The 21,368-nt window shown below is 47.4% G+C and carries 17 protein-coding genes; 15 read left to right on the top strand and 2 right to left on the bottom strand.

The features are described 5' to 3' along the window. Nucleotides 1-61 precede the first annotated feature (61 nt). From tsaB to hemW, 5 genes are read left to right on the top strand one after another with little or no spacing between them, the layout of a single operon-like run. Complete coding sequence (gene tsaB / locus E5354_RS01825; RefSeq protein ID WP_123396637.1) at nucleotides 62-757, top strand: tRNA (adenosine(37)-N6)-threonylcarbamoyltransferase complex dimerization subunit type 1 TsaB; 696 nt, start codon at nucleotides 62-64, stop codon at nucleotides 755-757. 15 nt (nucleotides 758-772) lie between these two features. Continuing rightward, nucleotides 773-1,729: a methylenetetrahydrofolate reductase [NAD(P)H] gene (gene metF, locus E5354_RS01820; RefSeq protein ID WP_135946207.1), complete on the top strand. Its 957-nt coding sequence runs from the start codon at nucleotides 773-775 to the stop codon at nucleotides 1,727-1,729. 25 nt (nucleotides 1,730-1,754) lie between these two features. Then, a complete protein-coding gene (locus E5354_RS01815) occupies nucleotides 1,755-2,882 on the top strand; it encodes an ATP-binding protein (RefSeq protein ID WP_135946206.1) in 1,128 nt (375 codons plus the stop codon). A 14-nt stretch (nucleotides 2,883-2,896) separates the two neighbouring features. Then, entirely contained in the window at nucleotides 2,897-5,881 is a 2,985-nt protein-coding gene (locus E5354_RS01810) for a PD-(D/E)XK nuclease family protein (RefSeq protein ID WP_135946205.1), read from the top strand. Further along, entirely contained in the window at nucleotides 5,881-6,990 is a 1,110-nt protein-coding gene (gene hemW / locus E5354_RS01805; RefSeq protein WP_168353794.1) for a radical SAM family heme chaperone HemW, read from the top strand. Before E5354_RS01810 ends, hemW begins: the two co-directional genes overlap by 1 nt. Here hemW and rlmH read toward each other — a convergent pair. Next, a complete protein-coding gene (rlmH, locus tag E5354_RS01800; RefSeq protein ID WP_135946203.1) occupies nucleotides 6,987-7,460 on the bottom strand; it encodes a 23S rRNA (pseudouridine(1915)-N(3))-methyltransferase RlmH in 474 nt (157 codons plus the stop codon). The genes hemW and rlmH overlap by 4 nt on opposite strands. Before the next feature lie 186 nt (nucleotides 7,461-7,646). Between rlmH and nadC the strand changes: the two genes are divergently transcribed. Then, nucleotides 7,647-8,492, top strand: coding sequence for a carboxylating nicotinate-nucleotide diphosphorylase (gene nadC, locus E5354_RS01795; RefSeq protein ID WP_135946202.1), 846 nt, complete (start codon nucleotides 7,647-7,649; stop codon nucleotides 8,490-8,492). Between the two features lie 8 nt (nucleotides 8,493-8,500). On the opposite strand, the gene E5354_RS01790 is transcribed toward nadC, so the two are convergent. Next, complete coding sequence (locus tag E5354_RS01790; protein WP_135946201.1) at nucleotides 8,501-9,139, bottom strand: HAD family hydrolase; 639 nt, start codon at nucleotides 9,137-9,139, stop codon at nucleotides 8,501-8,503. Nucleotides 9,140-9,232: 93 nt separating this feature from the next. On the opposite strand from E5354_RS01790, the gene E5354_RS01785 reads away from it, so the two are divergent. From E5354_RS01785 to rodA, 9 genes are all read left to right on the top strand, one after another. Further along, on the top strand, nucleotides 9,233-10,621 hold the full coding sequence (locus tag E5354_RS01785; RefSeq protein WP_135946200.1) for an MATE family efflux transporter: 1,389 nt from the start codon (nucleotides 9,233-9,235) through the stop codon (nucleotides 10,619-10,621). Nucleotides 10,622-10,625: 4 nt separating this feature from the next. After that, nucleotides 10,626-12,185, top strand: coding sequence for an NAD(P)/FAD-dependent oxidoreductase (locus tag E5354_RS01780; RefSeq protein WP_135946199.1), 1,560 nt, complete (start codon nucleotides 10,626-10,628; stop codon nucleotides 12,183-12,185). 108 nt (nucleotides 12,186-12,293) lie between these two features. Further along, nucleotides 12,294-13,796, top strand: coding sequence for a glutamine synthetase family protein (locus tag E5354_RS01775; protein WP_123396627.1), 1,503 nt, complete (start codon nucleotides 12,294-12,296; stop codon nucleotides 13,794-13,796). A gap of 158 nt (nucleotides 13,797-13,954) precedes the next feature. Further along, nucleotides 13,955-15,481: a bifunctional phosphoribosylaminoimidazolecarboxamide formyltransferase/IMP cyclohydrolase gene (gene purH, locus E5354_RS01770; protein WP_135946198.1), complete on the top strand. Its 1,527-nt coding sequence runs from the start codon at nucleotides 13,955-13,957 to the stop codon at nucleotides 15,479-15,481. 50 nt (nucleotides 15,482-15,531) lie between these two features. After that, the gene (locus E5354_RS01765) at nucleotides 15,532-16,551 is read left to right on the top strand and encodes a rod shape-determining protein (RefSeq protein ID WP_123396625.1); all 1,020 of its coding nucleotides are present in this window, start codon (nucleotides 15,532-15,534) and stop codon (nucleotides 16,549-16,551) included. A gap of 99 nt (nucleotides 16,552-16,650) precedes the next feature. After that, the gene (mreC, locus tag E5354_RS01760) at nucleotides 16,651-17,496 is read left to right on the top strand and encodes a rod shape-determining protein MreC (protein ID WP_123396624.1); all 846 of its coding nucleotides are present in this window, start codon (nucleotides 16,651-16,653) and stop codon (nucleotides 17,494-17,496) included. A 17-nt stretch (nucleotides 17,497-17,513) separates the two neighbouring features. Further along, nucleotides 17,514-18,023, top strand: coding sequence for a rod shape-determining protein MreD (locus tag E5354_RS01755; RefSeq protein ID WP_123396623.1), 510 nt, complete (start codon nucleotides 17,514-17,516; stop codon nucleotides 18,021-18,023). A gap of 10 nt (nucleotides 18,024-18,033) precedes the next feature. Further along, entirely contained in the window at nucleotides 18,034-19,899 is a 1,866-nt protein-coding gene (locus E5354_RS01750; RefSeq protein WP_123396622.1) for a penicillin-binding transpeptidase domain-containing protein, read from the top strand. Further along, a complete protein-coding gene (gene rodA, locus E5354_RS01745) occupies nucleotides 19,880-21,346 on the top strand; it encodes a rod shape-determining protein RodA (RefSeq protein ID WP_123396621.1) in 1,467 nt (488 codons plus the stop codon). The genes E5354_RS01750 and rodA overlap by 20 nt, the downstream gene beginning before the upstream one ends. The last annotated feature ends 22 nt before the right edge of the window (nucleotides 21,347-21,368 follow it).

Below are 21,368 nucleotides of genomic sequence, written 5' to 3'. Positions count from 1 at the left end.
AAATAATCCCCGTATTAGCAGAATAAATCGTACCTTTGTAAGTAAATTTTTCTTTCAGACAATGGCAGCCATAATAAATATTGAAACTTCAACCGATGTGTGTTCGGTTGCTCTCACCTACAACGGACTCGTTGTCATGCAGCGTGACGATGAGTCGGGACATAATCATGCCACCATGCTGAGCGGTTTTATAAAGGACGCTCTCGACCAGGCAAAGTTCAACGACATAAAGCTCGAAGCAATAGCCGTGAGCATCGGCCCGGGCAGTTATACGGGCTTGCGCATCGGTCTTTCCGAAGCCAAAGGTCTTGCCTACGCGCTCGATTTGCCTCTTATCGGTGTAAGCACTTTGCAGCTGTTGACTGCCGATGTCATGTTCCGTGAATTTTACGACGAGAACGTTATGTTTGCTCCCATGATCGATGCCCGTCGAATGGAAGTCTATACCGCAGTCTACGACTACGCTCTTGAAGCACTCATGTCGCCCCGTCCGTTGATTCTCGACAATGACAGCTACATTGAATATCTAAATCGCGGTCCCGTGGTATTCTTCGGCAACGGAAGCGACAAAGCACGTGATGTAATCAACCACCCCAATGCCTCTTTTGTCAAGGGAGTCAAGCCTCTCGCATCATCAATGATGGCACTCGCCGACAGGGCATTCATGCGCAGCGACTTCCTCGATCTTGCCTATTCTACCCCCGAATATCTGAAGGAATTTCAGGCGACCGTGCCAAAATCAAAATTAGGCTTGTAATAAAATCATTCATCAATGAAAGTTACCGAACTAATCGCGTCACATGGAAAGACGGGATTCTCCTTTGAAGTGCTTCCGCCTTTGAAAGGCAAAGGCATAGCACAACTGTTTCGTAACATCGACATTCTCAAGGAGTTCAACCCTCTGTTTATAAACATCACCACCCACCGCAGCGAGATGGTGTATAAAAATACGCCCGACGGACTCTATCAGAAAGTCAGCGAGCGAAGTCGTCCAGGAACTGTGGCTGTGGCCGCAGCTATACAACAGAAATACAACATACCGGCCGTACCCCACATTATATGCAGCGGATTTTCCAAAATCGAAACCGAATATGCCCTGATCGACCTTAATTTTCTCGGCATAACCAATATATTGATTCTCCGTGGCGACAAGGCCAAGCATGAAAGCCGCTTCATTCCCAATGAAAACGGATATTCCCACGCATCGGAGTTGCAGCTTCAGATAAATGAATTCAACCGTGGCTATTTCATCGACGGTACCAAGATGGACATCATAACCGGCGAAACATTCAGTTACGGCGTGGCCGGCTATCCCGAAAAGCATGACGAGTCGCCCAATCTCGACATGGATATAGCCTATCTGAAACAGAAGATCGACAACGGAGCCGAATATGTGGTAACGCAAATGTTTTTCGATAACTCAAAGTATTACGACTTTGTCGACCGCTGTCGCAAAGCCGGAATAAACGTGCCCATAATTCCGGGACTGCGCCCCATCACAACAATAGGGCAGCTAAACATTCTTCCCAAGATATTCCATGTCGACATGCCCATGCAGCTTGTGTCGGAACTTATGAAATGCAAGGACGACAACGATGCCAAGGAGGTGGGTGTTGAATGGTGCAAGGCCCAATGCCTCGACTTGATGGCTCACGGTGTTCCGAGCATCCATTTCTACTCGCTCAACTCGACCCGAAGCGTGGAACGCGTGGCAGCTTCCATATATTAACCAACCTCTCCTAACCACACCGACGATGAAATTCAGCGACATACCGTCACACGAATCGGCAAAACAACGCCTTCGCGACATGATTGACAACAATCGCATACCTCACGCACTGCTCCTTGAAGGCCCTGCGGGAATCGGTAAGTTTGCGCTTGCACGTGCTGCCGCACAATACATACATTGCGAAAACCGCATCGACGGTGACAGTTGCGGAAAGTGTGCCGCTTGCCTGCAACATCAATCATTCAACCACATCGACACTCACTTCGTATTTCCTGTCGTAAAACGCAAAAACAGCAGCGGAGCCGTAATTTCGGATGACTATATAAGCGAATGGCGTGACTTCCTGCGTGACAATCCCTACATGGATTTTCAGCAATGGCTTGTGTCGCTCGACTCGCCCAATGCACAACCAGCCATCTACGTAAGCGAAAGTGAGCAACTTGTCCACAAGTTGAGTTTCACGGCTCACAGGGCACGCTACAAGGTAGTGCTGCTGTGGTTGCCCGAACGACTCAATGTCGATGCATCCAACAAGCTGTTGAAGCAAATCGAGGAGCCGTTTGGCGACACTCTCTTCATCATGGTCAGCAATAATGCCAAAGCGATACTCCCCACGATATATTCACGCACACAGCGAATAGAACTTAAGCGCCTGCCCGACGATGTGATAGCCGACAGCCTCATAACGCGTTACTCAATCGATGAAACCGATGCAATGGCTCTCGCCCACAATGCTGAGGGCAACATGATAACCGCAATCAACAGCATAAGCCTAAGCAAGGAGAGCCATCGGTTCCTTGAACTGTTCATGGAACTCATGCGCCAATCCTATCAGCGTCATGTCAAGGAGCTTAAAGCATGGGCCACCGATGTAGCATCGCTCGGTCGCGAACAGGAGTTGCGTTTCTTGGACTATTGCCAACGGCTTATACGCGAGAATTTCATTTACAATCTCAACGTTCCGCAGCTCAACTATCTGAATCGCGAAGAGGCCTCATTCAGCAAGAATTTCGCCCGGTTCATCAACGAGCGCAATGTAATAGACATTGTGACTGAACTTGACAACGCCTCCAAGGACATTGCAGGAAACGGCAACGGCAAAATTGTGATGTTTGACCTTGCCATAAAGATGATTCTGCTGCTTAAACGTTGAGCCTCGACAAAAAAATGCAATCGTTCCTGAGTAAAATAGCACAAGTGTATTGCGCCCGCGAAAGTGACGCAATGCTCGACTATTGCTTCATATTTCCCAATAAGCGCAGCGGCACATTCTTTCGCAAATTCCTGGCCGAACACACCCCTGCCGGGCAACCGATGATTGAGCCTGAAGTAACGACAATCAGTGATTTTATCGCCGAATTTTCCGATAAGATAGAGGCGTCACGTTACGACCTTCTTTTCACGCTCTACAACGAGTACAACCGGCTGACCGATGAGATTGAGGATTTTGACCGTTTCGTATTCTGGGGCGACATGCTCATCAATGATTTCAACGATGTTGACAAATACATGGTTGACGCACACGAGCTGTTTGCCAATGTTAAGCATCTCAAAGAGATAAACTCCGACTATCTCACCGATGAACAAAAGCAGATAATAAACGAATATTGGGGTGAAAACCTACCCCTCGGATCAAGCGAGCGATTCTGGACTCATGTCACAAATGACGGAGAGCCTCACAAGAATCGTGACGATTTCATGAAGCTGTGGCAGGTGCTGGCCCCCCTTTACGACAACTTCCGGACAAATCTTGCCAAGCGAAGACTTTGCTATTCAGGGATGCAATATCGTGAAGCCGCCGACAATCTCAAGCGCCTTACCCGCGACGACATCCCCTACTCCCGTGTCGTCATCGTGGGATTCAATGTGTTGTCGATTGCCGAAGTGAAAATATTCGAGCGATTACGCAATCTCGGAATCGCCGATTTCTACTGGGACATGAACTTTCCGGAATTCATACGTGAAAACAATTCAGCAGTACATTTCATAAAGAAATACATCAAGAAGTTTCCATCACGCTACGACCTTAACCAAGAACCTGTAACTACACTGCCTAAAGTAGAAATTATAGGAGTCCCGTCGAATGTCGGACAGGTAAAACTCATAGGGCGCATGCTTGAAAAGATGGCTGTCGACGGCACTGTGTCAAATCCGTCCAACGCTATCGACACCGCCGTTGTGTTGCCTTCGGAGGAGCTTTTTATAGAACTGCTGCACTCCCTGCCTCCGGTATACACCTCGGTCAACATCACCATGGGATATCCGTTAAAACTTACACCCATGGCGGCATTGTTGCGCAACATCGTGTCGATGCACCTGCGTGCCAAGAAAATACGAGGTGAATGGTGTTTTTTCCATGAGGATATAAAAGATGTCATATCCCACTCCCTCCTGACAGCGATAGCCGGTAAAACATGTGAAGCAATAAAAGAATATCTGAATACAAATCGATTGTTTACCGTATCGGCAAAGGACCTGCGAGAGCTTTTTCCCGAACTGTCGACAATATTTTATCCTGTCGATGATCTGAAAGAGGCCGGTAAAGTGTTTGACTACACATTGACCCTGATCCAATTCATCGACGACGCGCTCCAACTTACAAGCGATGACAAGGAGCGACATGCTCTTGAGCACGGATTCCTGACACGTTACAGGCAATCGGTGGAACAACTCGCACGAGTTGCCGCAAAATACGACATAACGATGAAGGAGAACACATTCTTTCATCTCATTGAAAGAACCGTTTCGGGAGAAAGCGTGAACTTCATCGGAGAACCGTTGAACGGACTCCAGATCATGGGTGTGCTTGAAACCCGTGCACTTGACTTCGACAACATCATAATTCCGTCGATGAACGAGCGCATATTTCCGCGCAAGCATTATACACGGTCATTCATTCCCGATCTTTTGAGGCGATGCTACGGCATGGCTACCATCGAATTTCAAGAGTGCATATACGCCTACTATTTCTATCGCATGATTTCGAGGGCCTCAAATGTAACATTGTTATATGACGCACGCACAGCCGGAGCCCGCAGCAGCGAAATGTCACGCTACCTGTATCAGCTCCTTTATCTATATCCCGACGGGAATGTGCGTCATCGCAACGCATTTTTCGACATACCCGCCACAGGCCGGAACAAACCGCTTGAAATAAAGAAGTCACCTGACATAATGCGCCGCATCAACCGATACCTCGCGTTAAGCGACGAGAAGCGTTACCTGTCACCGTCATCGATAAACTGCTACATAAACTGTCCCCTGCAATTCTATCTGCAATATGTGTGTGACCTCTATATTGATGACGATGTCGTCGACTATATGGATGAAAGCACGTTGGGAACCATAGTCCATCGTGTAGCCGAGTTGTCGTATAAACGTTGTCGGGGCGACAAACCGGAAATAAAAATCACTTCCGAGCTGCTGGATTCGCTCATGAACGAGAAAGTTGAACTTGAAAGGCTCATAACGCGCTCAATAAACGAATCTTACAACAAGCTTCCAAACAATTCACCGAATCCTGATTCAGAGTATGTCAACGACACTCCTCTATTCGGTCAAGCGTTGGTTATAGGTCGCACAATAGTGCATTTCATGAAAAAACTGTTTGAACTTGAAAAACAGTGGACTCCATTCTACTTCGTTGAGGGAGAAAAGAAATATCGTTGCACCTATAAACTCAACGACAAAATCACTGTAAACCTAACATCGACTATCGACCGAATCGACCGAATCGTAGACAATAATGAAGAACGAGTGCGCATTGTCGATTACAAAACCGGCAGCGACAACACAGATGTAAAAGAATTCACGAATCTATTTGAAAAAACGGGCAGCGACAAACGGGCGAAGGCCGTGTTACAGCTATTCATATATAGCAATGTTTATGCGATGGATAACAATTACCACGGACCTTTGCAGCCGATGCTATATTGTTTCAGGCAATTCAGCATCAACGGCATCCAACCGGTAAAAATAGCGAAAGAACCGTTGACTGACTACCGGATTTACAACGAAGAATTCAAGAAGAGATTGTCAGCGAAACTGAGCGACCTGTTTAATCCCGAAGTTCCATTCACACCCAATCCGCATAGTGACACCTGCAAGTATTGCAAGTTCAAGCTTATATGCGGACAAGCAGTAGAAAACTGATGGCCGGATTATACATACACATCCCCTACTGCCACTCAAAGTGCAGTTATTGCGACTTCTGTTCGACACCCAAAGTAGATACTGCCGAGGATTATATCACAGCCCTCATCGACGAATACCGATTGCGCAAGGATGAAGTCAACGAGCCGTTGAGCACTGTGTATATAGGCGGAGGTACACCTTCAATACTACCCATGCCAACATTGTCAAGGCTTGTCGAATCGTTAGGTCATCCGGTATTGGAAGAGTTCACCATCGAAGCCAATCCCGAGGATGTAACTCCTGAATGGGTCGACGCAATAATCCGCATGGGCATAAATCGAGTAAGCATAGGGATTCAATCGCTTGTCGACAGCGAGCTTAAAGCAATAAACCGACGACACTCTGCAGCCCGAGCTGAGGAGGCACTGATGACACTGAAGTCAGGAGGTATAGCCGAAATAAGCGGCGACCTGATATACGGACTTCCCGGACAATCGCTTGAATCGTGGAACTATTCACTCAACAAGCTCATCGGTTACGGACTGACTCACATATCGGCCTACAATTTGTCATACGAACCCGGCACACGCCTCTACGCACAGCTTATAAGCGGCAAGGTTAACGAAGCCTCCGATGAAACAATCGAGTCAATGTATGCCCTGTTAACCGACTCACTCCGTAAAAACGGATATGAGCACTATGAAATTTCCAACTTTGCACAGCCCGGACATCGAGCACACCACAACAGCAACTATTGGAATATGACCCCCTACATAGGGCTGGGAGTATCGGCCCACAGCTTTGACGGAAAGACAAGACGCGCCAACGGCAACCGCATAAAAGATTACATAAAGTCCATCAACAGCGCAAACACATATTATGAAGTCGAAGAAGAGTCGCCCGAAAACATATTAAATGACTACATAATAACGGCATTGCGCACCCGCGACGGAATCAACCTCAACGATATGCGACTGCGCTTCAACTCCGATACCGTAGAAAACCTGCTGTCATCGGCAAAGCGGTACATCGCCAGCGGCCGGCTCATAAAAACCGATGAATCACTAAGCCTGTCGGAAACGGCAATATTGATATCCGATTCAATATTCCGCGACCTCATAGTCTAATCATGATGATAGGGCTCGCCACGCAATATCGTCATGGCTCGATAGGTCTGCTCGACGAAAAACAAGCGCACCATCTCATGCGAAAACGTCATCTTGGACAATGAAATCTTATCATCGGCCCTCTCATACATGGCTGGAGAAAATCCGTATGGCCCGCCTACGACAAACACAAGCCGCTTTGACACGGTAACACTTTTGCGATCGATATAGGATGCAAATTCACGTGAAGTCATCTCCTTTCCACGTTCATCCAAAAGCACCAGCACATCGCCGGGAGTCAATGCATTAAGGAAAAGCTCGCCCTCCCTCTCCTTCTGCTTCTCCTCGGTCATTGCCTTGGTCGACTTGATGTCGGGAATATATCGAATGTCAAACGGCATATAATAATTGGTCCTTTTGACATAATTGTCAATGCCTTCCTGCAAATAACGCGCCGAAGTCTTGCCTATAACCATCAGTTCTATTTTCATGTCATGGAGTGTTTATATCGCAAAATTACAACAAAATCATGCAATATTTCACCCCATAATGTCGCGAATGAAAAAATTTAATCATTTGCGGAATCATTGATCACATCGAGTGGCCGGAGTTTGTGCTTATCGCTCCTTTATTTAGGAATTTTTTGTAATTTTGCATTGTTACAAATTATATAAGATATGAAAACGAGAGATGAACTGATTGATGATTTGCTGACACTGTCATTCGCCGAGGATGTAGGCGACGGCGACCACACCACCCTCAGCACTATTCCCGCCGATGAGATGGGCAAACAGCGCCTTATAATAAAAGAGCCGGGAGTGCTTGCCGGAGTTGAGATTGCACGAAAAGTATTTGAAAAATTCGATCCGTCATTGAAGATGACCGTATTCATCGAGGACGGAGCACGAGTAAAGCCGGGCGACATAGCATTTGAGGTTGAGGGATCGGTAAGATCACTGCTTCAGACCGAGCGCACCATGCTCAACATAATGCAACGAATGAGTGGAATAGCAACCACCACAGCACGCTATCAGGACAAGCTCAAAGGGCTTAAGACCAAAGTTCTTGACACCCGCAAAACCACACCCGGCATGAGAATGCTGGAAAAAGAAGCCGTAAAAATAGGCGGAGGCTGCAATCACCGCATAGGATTATTTGACATGATTCTTATAAAGGATAACCATGTCGACTTTGCAGGAGGCATAAAAGAGGCCGTAGATGCGGCAAAGAAATATCTTAAGGAAACAGGACGCGATCTGAAAATAGAACTGGAAGTGCGCAACACCGACGAAATCAATCAAGCGCTTGAAGCCGGTGTCAACCGCATAATGCTTGACAATTTCACTCCCGAACGTACTCGCGAGGCTGTGAAACTGATTAACGGTCGCACCGAAATCGAATCATCGGGCGGCATAACCTACGACACATTGCGTGACTATGCCGAATGTGGCGTCGACTATATATCGGTAGGCGCACTCACCCATTCAGTCAAAGGCCTTGACATGAGTTTCAAGGCATGCTGAAAAATCGTCTATTTTACGATTGAAAGCATTGCATCAACGGTAAAGCCTGCGAAACTATCAATCAATTCGTGGGCTTTGCCTTGAAGCTTATCGGCAGGAAGCGTAGTGGCCAGACCTATTACAGTGGCACCGGAAGCCATACCTGCAGCAAGACCAGATATAGAGTCCTCAAATACAATACAATCCTCAGGATTGCAACCTATGCGTTCAGCTCCTATGATGTAACTTTCAGGATCAGGCTTGGACTTTGTAACATCGGAACCGGTAACTATTGCATCAAAATATTCAGGGAGTTCGGGATGCTGTGCATAAAGTCGTTGCATCTTATTCTCGCTACTGCTTGTCACGATGGCCATAGGGATGTTGCGATTCTTGAGTTCGGTTATGAACTCGATGACTCCCTCACATATAGGATATTGCATCTCGGCCTCAAACCGGTTTATACGCTCAAGCACATCGGCACTCGCTTCAGGTGACGGGAAATATTTGGCAAGAATCTTCTCTATAGTGGAACCTTTTATGGCAAGGGAGAAATTCTCCTCGCCAGTATCGTATAACTCAGCTATACCGTCGTAAAATTCACTATATAAGCGTTCACTGTCAATCAAAACGCCGTCAAGGTCAAACAAAACACCTCTTCTCTTCATTATATCTTAAATATTATTTTATGCAAATTTAATATGAAAACATCTCTCCATTGCACTTTTGTTTGTTAATTTTGCAAAAACCAAAATTAGTATATGGCTAAAATAGAGAGTCCACTTACATTAGGAACAAAATCCATAAGCAAGCTTTTGGTTCAATACTCCGTGCCCGCAATCATTGCAAGTGTGGCCACATCGCTATACAATATAGTCGACAGTATATTCATAGGACAAGGCGTGGGTCCAATGGCCATAGCCGGACTTGCCATCACATTTCCATTGATGAATCTTGTTGTTGCATTCTGTACGTTGATTGCCGTTGGTGGCGCCACAATAAGCTCGATATTCATCGGTCAGAAGAACGAATCACGTGCAACCGATGTTGTCAATAATGTAATGGTGCTGTGTCTTATTCATTCAATATTATTCGGAGGTCTTACATTAATATTTCTTGACGATATATTGATTTTTTTCGGAGCAACTTCCGAAACCATTCCTTATGCCAGGGAGTTCATGAGAATAATCCTATATGGCACACCTATCTCTTATGTTTTCATAGGTTTGAACAACCTGATGCGAGCTACCGGCTATCCAAAGAAAGCCATGATATCGGCTCTGCTTTCAGTGCTTGTAAATGTCATACTCGCACCCATATTCATCTTCAAACTTGAATGGGGCATTTCAGGTGCTGCTCTTGCCACTATATGCGGACAGTTTTCAGCATTCATCTGGGTACTGTTTCACTTCATGTCAAAGAACAGCTTCATCCACTTCAAGATGAACAACCGATGGTTCACACCTACCATCATACAACGCATCTACGCCATTGGATTGTCGCCATTCCTGATGAATGTGTGTGCCTGTATAGTCGTAGTATTCATCAACAAATCATTACTCGACTATGCCGGAGCCGATGGCAATCTTGCTGTAGGTGCTTACGGAATCATCAACCGCACCACGATGTTTTTCGTCATGATCGTGTTTGGTGTCACACAAGGTATGCAGCCTATACTCGGATTCAATTTCGGAGCCAACAAATGGAACCGTGTTAAAAACACGCTTTACATGGGAATATGGATAGGCATAGCAATAACCGTCGTAGGATTTGCCGTAACCGAGTCATTTCCCGACACGATCAGTTCATTCTTCACCAATGACCGCACTCTTATCGACATGGCACGTAACGGATTCAGGATATACTTCATATTCTATCCTGTGGTAGGATGCCAGATTGTGATACAAAACTTCTTCCAGTCAATCGGAAAGCCGAAACTGTCGATATTCCTGTCGTTGACCCGACAATTGCTATTCCTCATACCGTTCCTTATAATACTTCCAAAGTATTACGGCATTGACGGTGTGTGGGCAAGTATGTGCGGCTCCGACCTGGTGGCATTTGTAACCGCAATAGTGACGCTGATTATTGAAATCAGAATACTGAACAAGCGTTTCTTGAATATAAAACCAATAGAACAGGCTGTATAAAGAGATGATTGAGGAGATAGCCTTACGTGTCGAACCGCGTATTGCGGCCGACATGAATACACTGATAGCACAAGCGGCCATTAAGTCACGCATCGACCGCAAGCGCATAAAAGGAGCAAAAATAGTAAAACGGTCGATCGATGCGCGACAGCGCAAGGTGATGGTCAACATAACCCTGCGCATCTATATCGACGAGATGCCGTCAAACACATCATTAGGCATCAAGCCGACTTATCGTGATGTTGACGATGCACAACAGGTGATTGTGGTAGGAGCCGGTCCGGCCGGACTTTTTGCCGCACTACGACTTATCGAGCTCGGACTAAAGCCGGTTGTGCTTGAACGTGGAAAGGATGTCGATGAACGGCGCAAGGACATGGCAAAGATTGCACGTGAGAATATAGTGAATCCCGACTCCAACTACTGCTTCGGCGAGGGGGGAGCGGGAGCTTATTCCGACGGAAAGCTCTACACCCGCAGCAAAAAACGCGGATCGGTCGACAAGATACTGTCGCTTTTCCATAGTCACGGAGCATCGGAGGACATACTCGTGGATGCACACCCCCACATAGGCACCGACAAGCTTCCCGATGTCATTAAAGCCATGCGCATGACAATAATACGACACGGCGGCGAAGTACACTTCAACACACGCGTCACCGACCTAAATATCGACGGCGATACCGTAACAGGCGTCACCACCACCGACGGTACTGAATATGCAGGGCCTGTCATTCTGGCCACCGGGCATTCGGCGCGTGACATCTACATGATGCTAAAAGAACGAAATGTCGACATGGAAGCCAAGGGCATAGCCGTGGGCGTGCGCCTTGAACATCCGCAGCAATTGATCGACAGCATACAATACCACAATCCTCACGGACGAGGAAAGTATCTCCCGGCTGCTGAATATTCGATGCTCACACGCGTCGACAATCGAGGAGTATATTCATTCTGCATGTGTCCGGGCGGATTCATAATTCCGGCAGCAAGTTCGCCAGGACAATTGGTCGTGAACGGCATGTCGCCTTCATCACGAGGCACCCGATGGGCCAATTCAGGAATGGTTGTAGAGATTCTTCCTGAAGACATCGACAACGGAAAAGCCGACGATCCGCTGAAGATGATGAAATATCAGGAAGATATCGAAACCCGATTTTTCGAAGATGCAGGGAAGACACAAAATGCTCCGGCACAACGCATGATAGATTTCACTCAAGGAAAGCCATCACGCGACCTACCTCCAACATCCTACGCTCCAGGGATACATACGGCTCGAATCGACCTTCTGCTTCCCAACCCCGTTGCGTCACGGCTTCAAAAAGGATTCATTGATTTCGGTCGCAAAGCTAACGGTTTCCTAACCAATGATGCAGTGCTCATAGGATGTGAAACAAGAACATCATCGCCTGTCAGGATAAGCCGAAATCCCGAAAATCTACGACACATACGCCTTAACGGACTGTTCCCTTGCGGTGAGGGCGCGGGTTATGCAGGCGGAATAGTTTCAGCTGCAATCGACGGAGAGCGTTGCGCCGATGCCGTGTATCAGTCGTTGCAATAATGCAATTGATGACAATTACCTATATTTAGTGTTAATTTTAACTATATGCTTTTTGAAACCGGAATATTATTAGTAATTTTAGGTTGTTAATCTATTATTAATTTTCCCATGGACAAAAGCATAATAATGAGCCGCAACCATCTCGTTGCGACCCTAAAGAAAAGCAACAAGGAGTTTACCAAAGCCGACATAATCCATTATGTCGAAACCGAAGGAATCGAAATGGTAAACTTCATGTACCCTGCCGGCGACGGAAGACTGAAAACGCTCAATTTCGTAATCAACAACCTCAGCTATCTTGACGCCATACTGACATGTGGCGAAAGAGTCGACGGCTCAAGCCTGTTCCCCTTCATCGAGGCGGGAAGCAGCGACCTCTACGTATTGCCGAGATACAGCACCGCATTTCGCGATCCGTTTGCCGAGATACCTACGGTAACGATGCTGTGTTCGTATTTTGACAAAGACGGAAAGCCGCTTGAAAGCTCACCCGAATACACCCTTCACAAAGCTTGCAAGGCATTCCGTGATGTCACGGGCATGGAATTTGAAGCCATGGGCGAACTTGAATACTATGTCATCGCCCCAAGCGACGGAGCCTACCCCGCTACCGACCAAAAAGGCTATCACGAATCGGCACCCTTTGCCAAATTCAATGACTTGCGCACAAAGTGCATGTCATACATAGCACAGACCGGAGGACAGATAAAGTATGGACACTCGGAAGTAGGAAATTTCACGCTCAACAACACCATCTACGAGCAGAATGAGATAGAATTTCTTCCTGTTCCCGCCGAAGATGCAGCCGACCAGCTCGTATTGGCAAAGTGGGTCATCAGGAATCTCGGCTACAAAAACGGCTTCAACATCACTTTCTCACCCAAGATAACCACAGGCAAAGCCGGCTCGGGACTTCATGTACACATGCGACTAATGCGCGACGGCAAAAACGTGATGTTAAATGACGGAAAGCTTTCAGAGGAAGCACGCAAGGCCATAGCCGGCATGATGACACTTGCTCCGTCGATAACGGCTTTCGGCAACACCAACCCCACTTCCTATTTCCGCCTCGTGCCACATCAGGAAGCTCCCACAAATATATGTTGGGGCGACCGCAACCGCTCAGTACTTGTGAGAGTTCCTCTCGGATGGAACACATCGGTCGATATGTGCGCAATAGCCAATCATAAAGGCAATTCAAGCCACTATGACACTACACAAAAACAAACTGTGGAGATGCGCTCGCCCGACGGATCGGCCGACATATACCAGCTTCTCGCAGGCCTTGCCGTAGCATGCCGTCACGGATTCGAGATAGAAAAAGCTCTCGAAATCGCCGATAAGACCTACGTAAACGTAAACATCCACGACAGCCAGAACTCGGAGAAGCTAAAATCACTCGCCCAGTTGCCGGCCAACTGCGCAGAATCGGCCGATATGCTTCAAAAGCAACGTGACATATACCAAAAATATGATGTATTCAGTCCGCGCATGATTGACGGCATAATACAGAAGCTTCGCGATTACAACGACATAGAACTTCTGAAACACGCCAACAACAATCCCAAGATAATGCAGGAACTCGTAACACGTTATTTCCACTGCGGTTAACAGCAATGAATCATGGCAAGGCCGTCCTTATGCTCAGATAAACACAGCATTAATCGGCATTAAGCATTTTTGTAAATAATATTGAACAAATAGATAGGTAGTTAAGCAGATTTTTAATAATTTTGCAGTCTGAATCGCATAATAAAGATTTTTACAGCATGTCGGACATAAAGAAGATTAAAACTGCTCTCGTTTCTGTCTATCATAAGGACGGCCTTGACGAGATTCTTGCGTTGCTCAACAAAGAAGGTGTACAATTCCTGTCAACAGGTGGCACTCAGTCATTTATAGAAAGCCTTGGCTACCCTTGTCAGGCTGTCGAGGACCTTACAGGTTACCCTTCGATACTCGGAGGACGAGTAAAGACACTTCACCCTAAAGTATTCGGCGGCATTCTTAACCGTCGCGAGAATGAAAGCGACCGCGAGCAGATAAAGCAATATGAAATCCCATCGATTGACCTCGTAATTGTCGACCTCTATCCGTTTGTCGACACAGTTGCTTCAGGAGCATCGCACGAGGACATAATCGAGAAAATAGACATAGGCGGCATATCGCTGATTCGCGCAGCCGCAAAGAACTACCGCGATGTGATCATCGTAGCATCGAAAGCACAATACGCACCTCTTGCAAGCCTGCTTCGCGAGAACGGCGCACAATCTTCAATCGACCAGCGCCGTTGGTTTGCAAAAGAGGCTTTTGCCGTAAGTTCAAGCTACGACAGTTCCATCTTCAATTACTTTGACGAGGAAAACGGTCCATCGGCACTTCGCGTAGCAATCGACGGAGCCAAGGCTATGCGTTATGGCGAGAATCCCCATCAGCGCGGCTACTTCTTCGGCGATTTCAACAAGATGTTCACACAGCTTCACGGCAAAGAGATTTCCTACAACAATCTGCTCGACATCGATGCGGCAGTAAGCCTGATTGCCGAGTTTGAACAGCCCACATTCGCCATATTGAAACATAACAACGCCTGTGGCATCGCAACCCGCGCAACCATAGCCGAAGCTTGGCGTGACGCTCTCGCCGGCGACCCCGTGTCGGCATTCGGCGGCGTACTCATCACCAACGGAACAGTTGATGAAGCAGCAGCCGAAGAGATCAACAAGATATTCTTTGAAGTAATAATAGCTCCTAATTACGACGACAAGGCTCTTGCCATATTGGAGCAAAAGAAAAACCGCATAGTTCTGGTTCAGCACTGTCCCAACACATCGACAATGCAGTTCCGCTCATGCCTGAACGGAGCACTCGGCCAGGAACGTGACCTGCGTGTAGAAACCGTGGACGACCTCAAGCAGGTTACAAAGCTTCCCGTCGACCCGGCACAGGTTAACGATTTACTGTTTGCCAACAAAATAGTAAAACACTCCAAAAGCAATGCCATAGTTCTTGCAAAGGGTTGTCAACTCTATGCAAGCGGTGTGGGACAGACATCACGTGTCGATGCGCTCAAACAAGCTATCGCAAAGGCTCAGTCATTCGGATTTGATCTCAACGGTGCCGTGATGGCGTCGGATGCATTCTTCCCATTTGCCGATTGCGTCCAGATAGCGCATGAAGCCGGCATCAATGCAGTAATCCAGCCCGGCGGTTCAATTCGCGACAACGAAACCATAGAATATTGTGACAATAACGGCGTGGCAATGGTCATCACCGGAATCCGTCACTTCAAGCATTAACATAAGTACACCCCCCTCTCCTCATTAATTGCAAATCATAAAAACTTAAAATGGGACTTTTCTCTTTCACTAAAGAAATAGCCATCGACCTTGGTACCGCCAATACGATTATAATCCACAATGATAAAATCGTAATAGACGAGCCTTCGATTGTGGCCCTTGACTCAAAGACCGGCAAACTGATTGCCGTAGGACACGAGGCACAGCAGATGCAAGGCAAAGAACACGACGGCATACGCACCGTGCGTCCGTTACGCAAAGGCGTAATCGCCGACTTCAACGCCGCTGAATTGATGATTCGCGGTCTTGTAAAGAAGGTAAGCGCCAAGAGCAATTGGTTTTCACCGTCGCTCCGCATGGTAGTCGGCATCCCTTCTGGCTCGACCGAAGTAGAGATTCGTGCAGTGCGTGACTCATCGGAGCACGCCGACGGACGTGATGTGTACATGATATATGAGCCGATGGCGGCAGCCCTCGGTATAGGCCTCGATGTACAGGCTCCCGAAGGCAACATGATTGTCGACATAGGCGGCGGAAGCTCCGAAATCGCAGTAATATCGCTCGGCGGCATCGTGAGCAACAAGAGTATACAGATTGCAGGTGACGACCTCACCGACGACATTCAGGAGCACATGCGTCGCGCCCATAACCTAAGAGTGGGTGAACGCACAGCCGAACTCATCAAGATGAATGTAGGCTCGGCTCTGACCGAACTTGAAAATCCGCCTGAGGATTACATCGTACACGGCCCCAACCAGATGACGGCCCTGCCTATGGAAGTTCCTGTAAGCTATCAGGAAATCTCTCATTGTATCGAGAAATCGATATCAAAGATTGAGGCAGCCGTGCTTAGCGCACTTGAGCAGACACCTCCCGAACTGTATGCCGACATCGTGCGTAATGGAATATGGCTCGCCGGCGGCGGTGCATTGTTGCGCGGTCTTGACAAGCGTCTTGTTGACAAGATCGGTATTCCATTCCACATAGCCGAGGATCCCCTTCTTGCTGTTGCACGCGGTACAGGTGTGGCACTTAAGAACATCAACAAGTTCAAGTTTCTTATTCGATAGTCACGCCTCCTACAATTACAGAACGCTATCAATAAATCATAACGACCTATGAGGGATGCCGCTTACGGGCGACATCCCTTGCGGGCGTAAAACGTATCGATGCGCAATCTACTTGATTTCATATTACGCTATAGCTCATGGCTGGTATTCCTGTTCTATGTGGTCATCAGTTGCACACTGTTGTTCCAGAAGAACCCGTATCAGCACTACATATATCTGACATCGGCCAACAAAGTCAGTTCAATGGTCTACAATGCCACAAGCAATGTCACATCCTATTTCTATCTTCACGATATAAACGAGGATCTGCAACATCGCAATGCGAGCCTTGAACTGGAGGTAATCGACCTTCGCAAGCAGATACAAAAGTACCAGGAAGCTCTTACTGCGTCCGACATTGAGCTGGACAGCGCATTGATGCCCTATGACTTCATAATAGCCCATGTAATCAGCAACAGCATATCGCGCACCCACAACTACATCACAATCGAAAAAGGGGCCCTCGACTCTATAAGGCCCGAAATGGGAGTAGTCGACCAGAACGGTGTCGTGGGCATGGTCAACATTGTAGGCGACCACACGGCAAGGGTGATTTCACTTCTGAACCCGAAGATGCGATTGTCATGTAAGGTAAAGGGACGCGAATATTTCGGCTCGCTCGTGTGGGACGGGAAAAGCCCCGATGAAGCATTGCTTGAAGAGATGCCTCGACATGAAACATTCCGCAAAGGCGACACTATTGTCACAAGCGGATATTCGGCAGTGTTTCCACCCGACATACCGGTGGGAACCATCATAAGCCACGAAAAAGAGCATGACGACAACTTCTATGCGTTGCGTATAAAACTGTTCACCGACTTCAGTCGACTGAGCACTGTACGTGTAATAACCAATGAAATAAAAGATGAACTCAATGCGATAAGCGCAGGTGAGGAAAACGACTAACAACCACAATATCGGCAATGACAAAGTCTATAGTACAATTTTCATTACTGTTCGTCATTCTGGTTTTGGCACAGGCAATTGTATTCAACAACATCTGCCTGTTCAATGTGGCTGTGCCCTTTGTATTCATATATTTTATAATAAGCCTCCCGATAACATTGTCGACCAACTGGGTGCTTACACTCTCATTCATTGCCGGATTGAGTGTCGACATCTTTGCCAACACCCAAGGGATGAACGCACTGGCATGCACGCTGATCGCCATGTCACGCCGTTCGATACTCCACCTATACTTTCCGCGTGAGGATGAATTGACAATACCCGAACCGTCAATCAAGTCATTGGGCATGGAAGTCTATGTCAAGTATCTGTTTACTCTCGTGTTGCTCTACTGCACGATCATTTTCCTTATCGAGGCCTTCTCATTCTTCAATGTACTGCAACTTGCACTTCGCATTCTGTGCAGCACACTTTTATCTTTCTTGCTTTTGCTCGGACTTGACAGCATTATGTCGCAAAGCCGTTAGTGTATAAACTATGAGAAAAGACTACACCCTCGAGAAACGCAAATATATAATAGGCGGATTCATAGTAGTGATTGTAATCATTTTCATAATCAGGCTTTTCAGTCTGCAGGTGATGGACAGTCGCTATAAGGAGTTTGCCGATTCCAATGCGTTCATGCGCAAGACCCTTTATCCGTCACGCGGCATGATTCGTGATCGCAACGGCGAGTTGGTTGTGTATAATCAGCCGGCCTACGATGTCATGATGATTCCACGCAATGTGCAGGAATTTGACACTGTTGATTTTTGCAACACATTGAATATAACGAAGGAGCAGTTCATGAAACGGTTGCTTGACATGAAAGACCGCCGATTGAACCCCGGTTACTCGGCATATACCCCGCAACGCTTCATCACCCACATATCGGCCCAGGATTACGGACGCCTGCAGGAGAAACTCTACCGTTATCCCGGATTCTTCATCCAGCAGCGCATATTGCGACAATATATGTATTCGGCCGCTGCAAATGTGCTGGGTAATATCCGTGAAGTGTCGGCACGTGACATCGAACGTGACAACTACTACGCATCGGGCGACTATTGCGGCGACCTCGGTGTCGAAAAAAGTTACGAAGAGCATCTGCGCGGTACAAAAGGAGTGGAAATACTCATACGTGACGCTTACGGACGCATTCAAGGAAAATTTGAGGACGGTGCACATGATGTAGCTCCGGTTTCGGGTCGTGACTTAACATTGAGCCTCGACATCAAACTGCAGAAATACGGCGAGGAACTTATGGCCAACAAAATCGGGGCCATAGTTGCAATCGAGCCGTCGACAGGGGAGATACTTGCCATGGTGAGCAGTCCCACTTACGACCCCAAGATACTTGTAGGCCGAGAGCGCGGAAAAAATTACGGTATTCTGAAGGACGACTTCTACAAGCCGCTCTTTGACCGAGCTCTAATGGGTGCCTACCCGCCCGGCTCCACATTCAAGCCGTCGCAAGGTCTTATATTGCGACAAGAGGATATAATCACGCTGTCGACCACCTACCCTTGCTATCACGGATTCATTTCAGGAGGATTGCGTGTAGGATGTCACGGCCACTACTCCCCCATAGCACTTAAACCGGCGCTTCAGACATCGTGCAACGCATTCTTCTGTTGGGGACTTAAAGGCATGCTTGACGGCAAGCGCGCAAAATACGGGTCGGTAGCTGAAGCTTTTGAGGTGTGGAAAAAGCATCTCGTGTCACTCGGTTACGGATACAAGCTCGGAGTCGACTTGCCCGGTGAAAGTCGAGGCTTCATCCCCAACGCTCAATTCTACAATAAGATTTACGGAGAAGGGCGATGGAGCGCAAATACAATCATATCAATAGCCATAGGCCAAGGCGAGATCCTTGCCACTCCGCTTCAGATAGCCAACCTGTGTGCCACGATAGCCAACCGAGGATGGTTCATAACGCCACATGTCGTCAAGGCAATCCAGGACACTATAATGCCGTCGCAATATCTGGAGAAGCGCATACCGACGATTGACCGTCAGCACTTCGAGGATGTGGCCGAAGGAATGCGCATGGCAGTGACAGGCGGTACATGTCGTCTTGCCAATCTTCCGGGAATAGAAGTGTGCGGAAAGACAGGTACTGCCCAGAATCCACATGGAAAGGACCATTCCGCATTCATAGGTTTCGCACCCTATCACGACCCGAAAATCGCGATATGCGTCTATGTCGAAAATGCCGGCTTCGGAGCAACCTACGGTGTTCCCATCGGTTCACTGATGATGGAAAAGTACCTCAACGGAGAGATATCGCCTGAACGGAAGTATCTTGAGGAACGAATGTTACAATCTAACACAATAATAAGCAGTGGAGTCAAGAAGCACTAATACATCAATACTACGTTATGTCGACTGGGTAACTGTCGTCATATATGCATTGCTTGTATTGGGCGGTGTCGTATCGATATATGCAGCAAGCTACGACTTCGACAACGCTTCCATTTTTTCTTTTGATGAATTTTCGGGCAAACAGCTGAGATGGGTCGGACTTGCATTCTTTGCCGGACTGGTAATACTGCTGATAGATTTCCGTGTATATGAAGCCTACGCCTACCCTATATACGGGCTAATGATATTACTGCTCATAGTCACGATATTCGTAGCTCCCGACATTAAGGGCTCCCGGTCATGGCTGGTACTCGGCCCCATGAGTCTTCAACCGGCCGAGTTTGCAAAATTCGCTACCGCTCTTGCACTCGCCAAACTATTCTCATCCTACAATTTCAATCTGAATTTCAGCGCGGGCAACTATGTCAAGGCACTGATCATAATATTCCTTCCTATCGTCTTGATACTTGCACAGAAGGAAACCGGTTCGGCCCTTGCCTACCTCGCATTGTTTTTCGTCCTGTATCGTGAAGGGATGAGCGGTCTTGTACTTGCCGCCGCGTTATGTGCCGTTGTATTCTTCGTCGTTTCGGTCAAATATACCGAAACAATGATACTCGGCATTCCTTCGGGCGAAGTAGCGGTGTTCATCATGATTGAGATGATTATGACCGGAATGCTAGCTGTCTACTGCCGAAACATGATAGGAGCACGAAATGTGTTGTTATGGTTTCTCGTGACAGGAATAGCCGCGTGGATTTTGTCACTGGCCGAAGTAGAAATACTGGGATTGGTGTATTTCCTTTCGGCAATAGGCGTAGCTATAGCCTATTGTCTTATCCTCATGATAAAATTCCCCACGCGAAAAATATTGGTAACTATTGGAGCCACCATCGTAGCAGTGGGATTTCTGTTTTCGGTCAACATGGTGTTCAACGACATCCTCAAGCCACATCAGCAGCAGCGAATCAAGGTGTCGCTTGGTATTGAAGAAGACCTTAGAGGTGCGGGATACAATGTCAACCAGTCCAAGATAGCCATAGGTTCGGGCGGAATAGCCGGCAAGGGATTCCTTAACGGAACCCAGACCAAGCTCAAATATGTTCCTGAACAGCACACCGACTTCATATTCTGCACCATCGGCGAGGAAGAGGGCTTCATAGGCACTACTGCCGTACTGTTGCTGTTCTTGATTCTAATATTGAGAGTTCTTTCCATCGCTGAACGACAGCCGACTACCTTCGGGCGTGTATATGCCTACTGTGTCGCATCATATTTCATCTTCCACCTTGCCATAAATGTGGGTATGGTTATCGGACTATGCCCTGTGATAGGCATTCCTCTGCCCTTTTTCAGCTATGGAGGCTCCTCATTGTGGGGATTTACGTTCCTGTTGTTCATAATGCTGCGCATCGATGCTGCGCGCCGCGAGTATATGAGCTACTAATGTGAATTTTTACCCTAATCTC

The sequence above is a fragment of the Muribaculum sp. NM65_B17 genome (assembly GCF_004793735.1).
In the GTDB taxonomy this organism is placed as follows: domain Bacteria; phylum Bacteroidota; class Bacteroidia; order Bacteroidales; family Muribaculaceae; genus Muribaculum; species Muribaculum gordoncarteri.
Note: the sequence above shows the minus strand (reverse complement) of the source record. Positions and strands in the feature narration are given on the sequence as shown.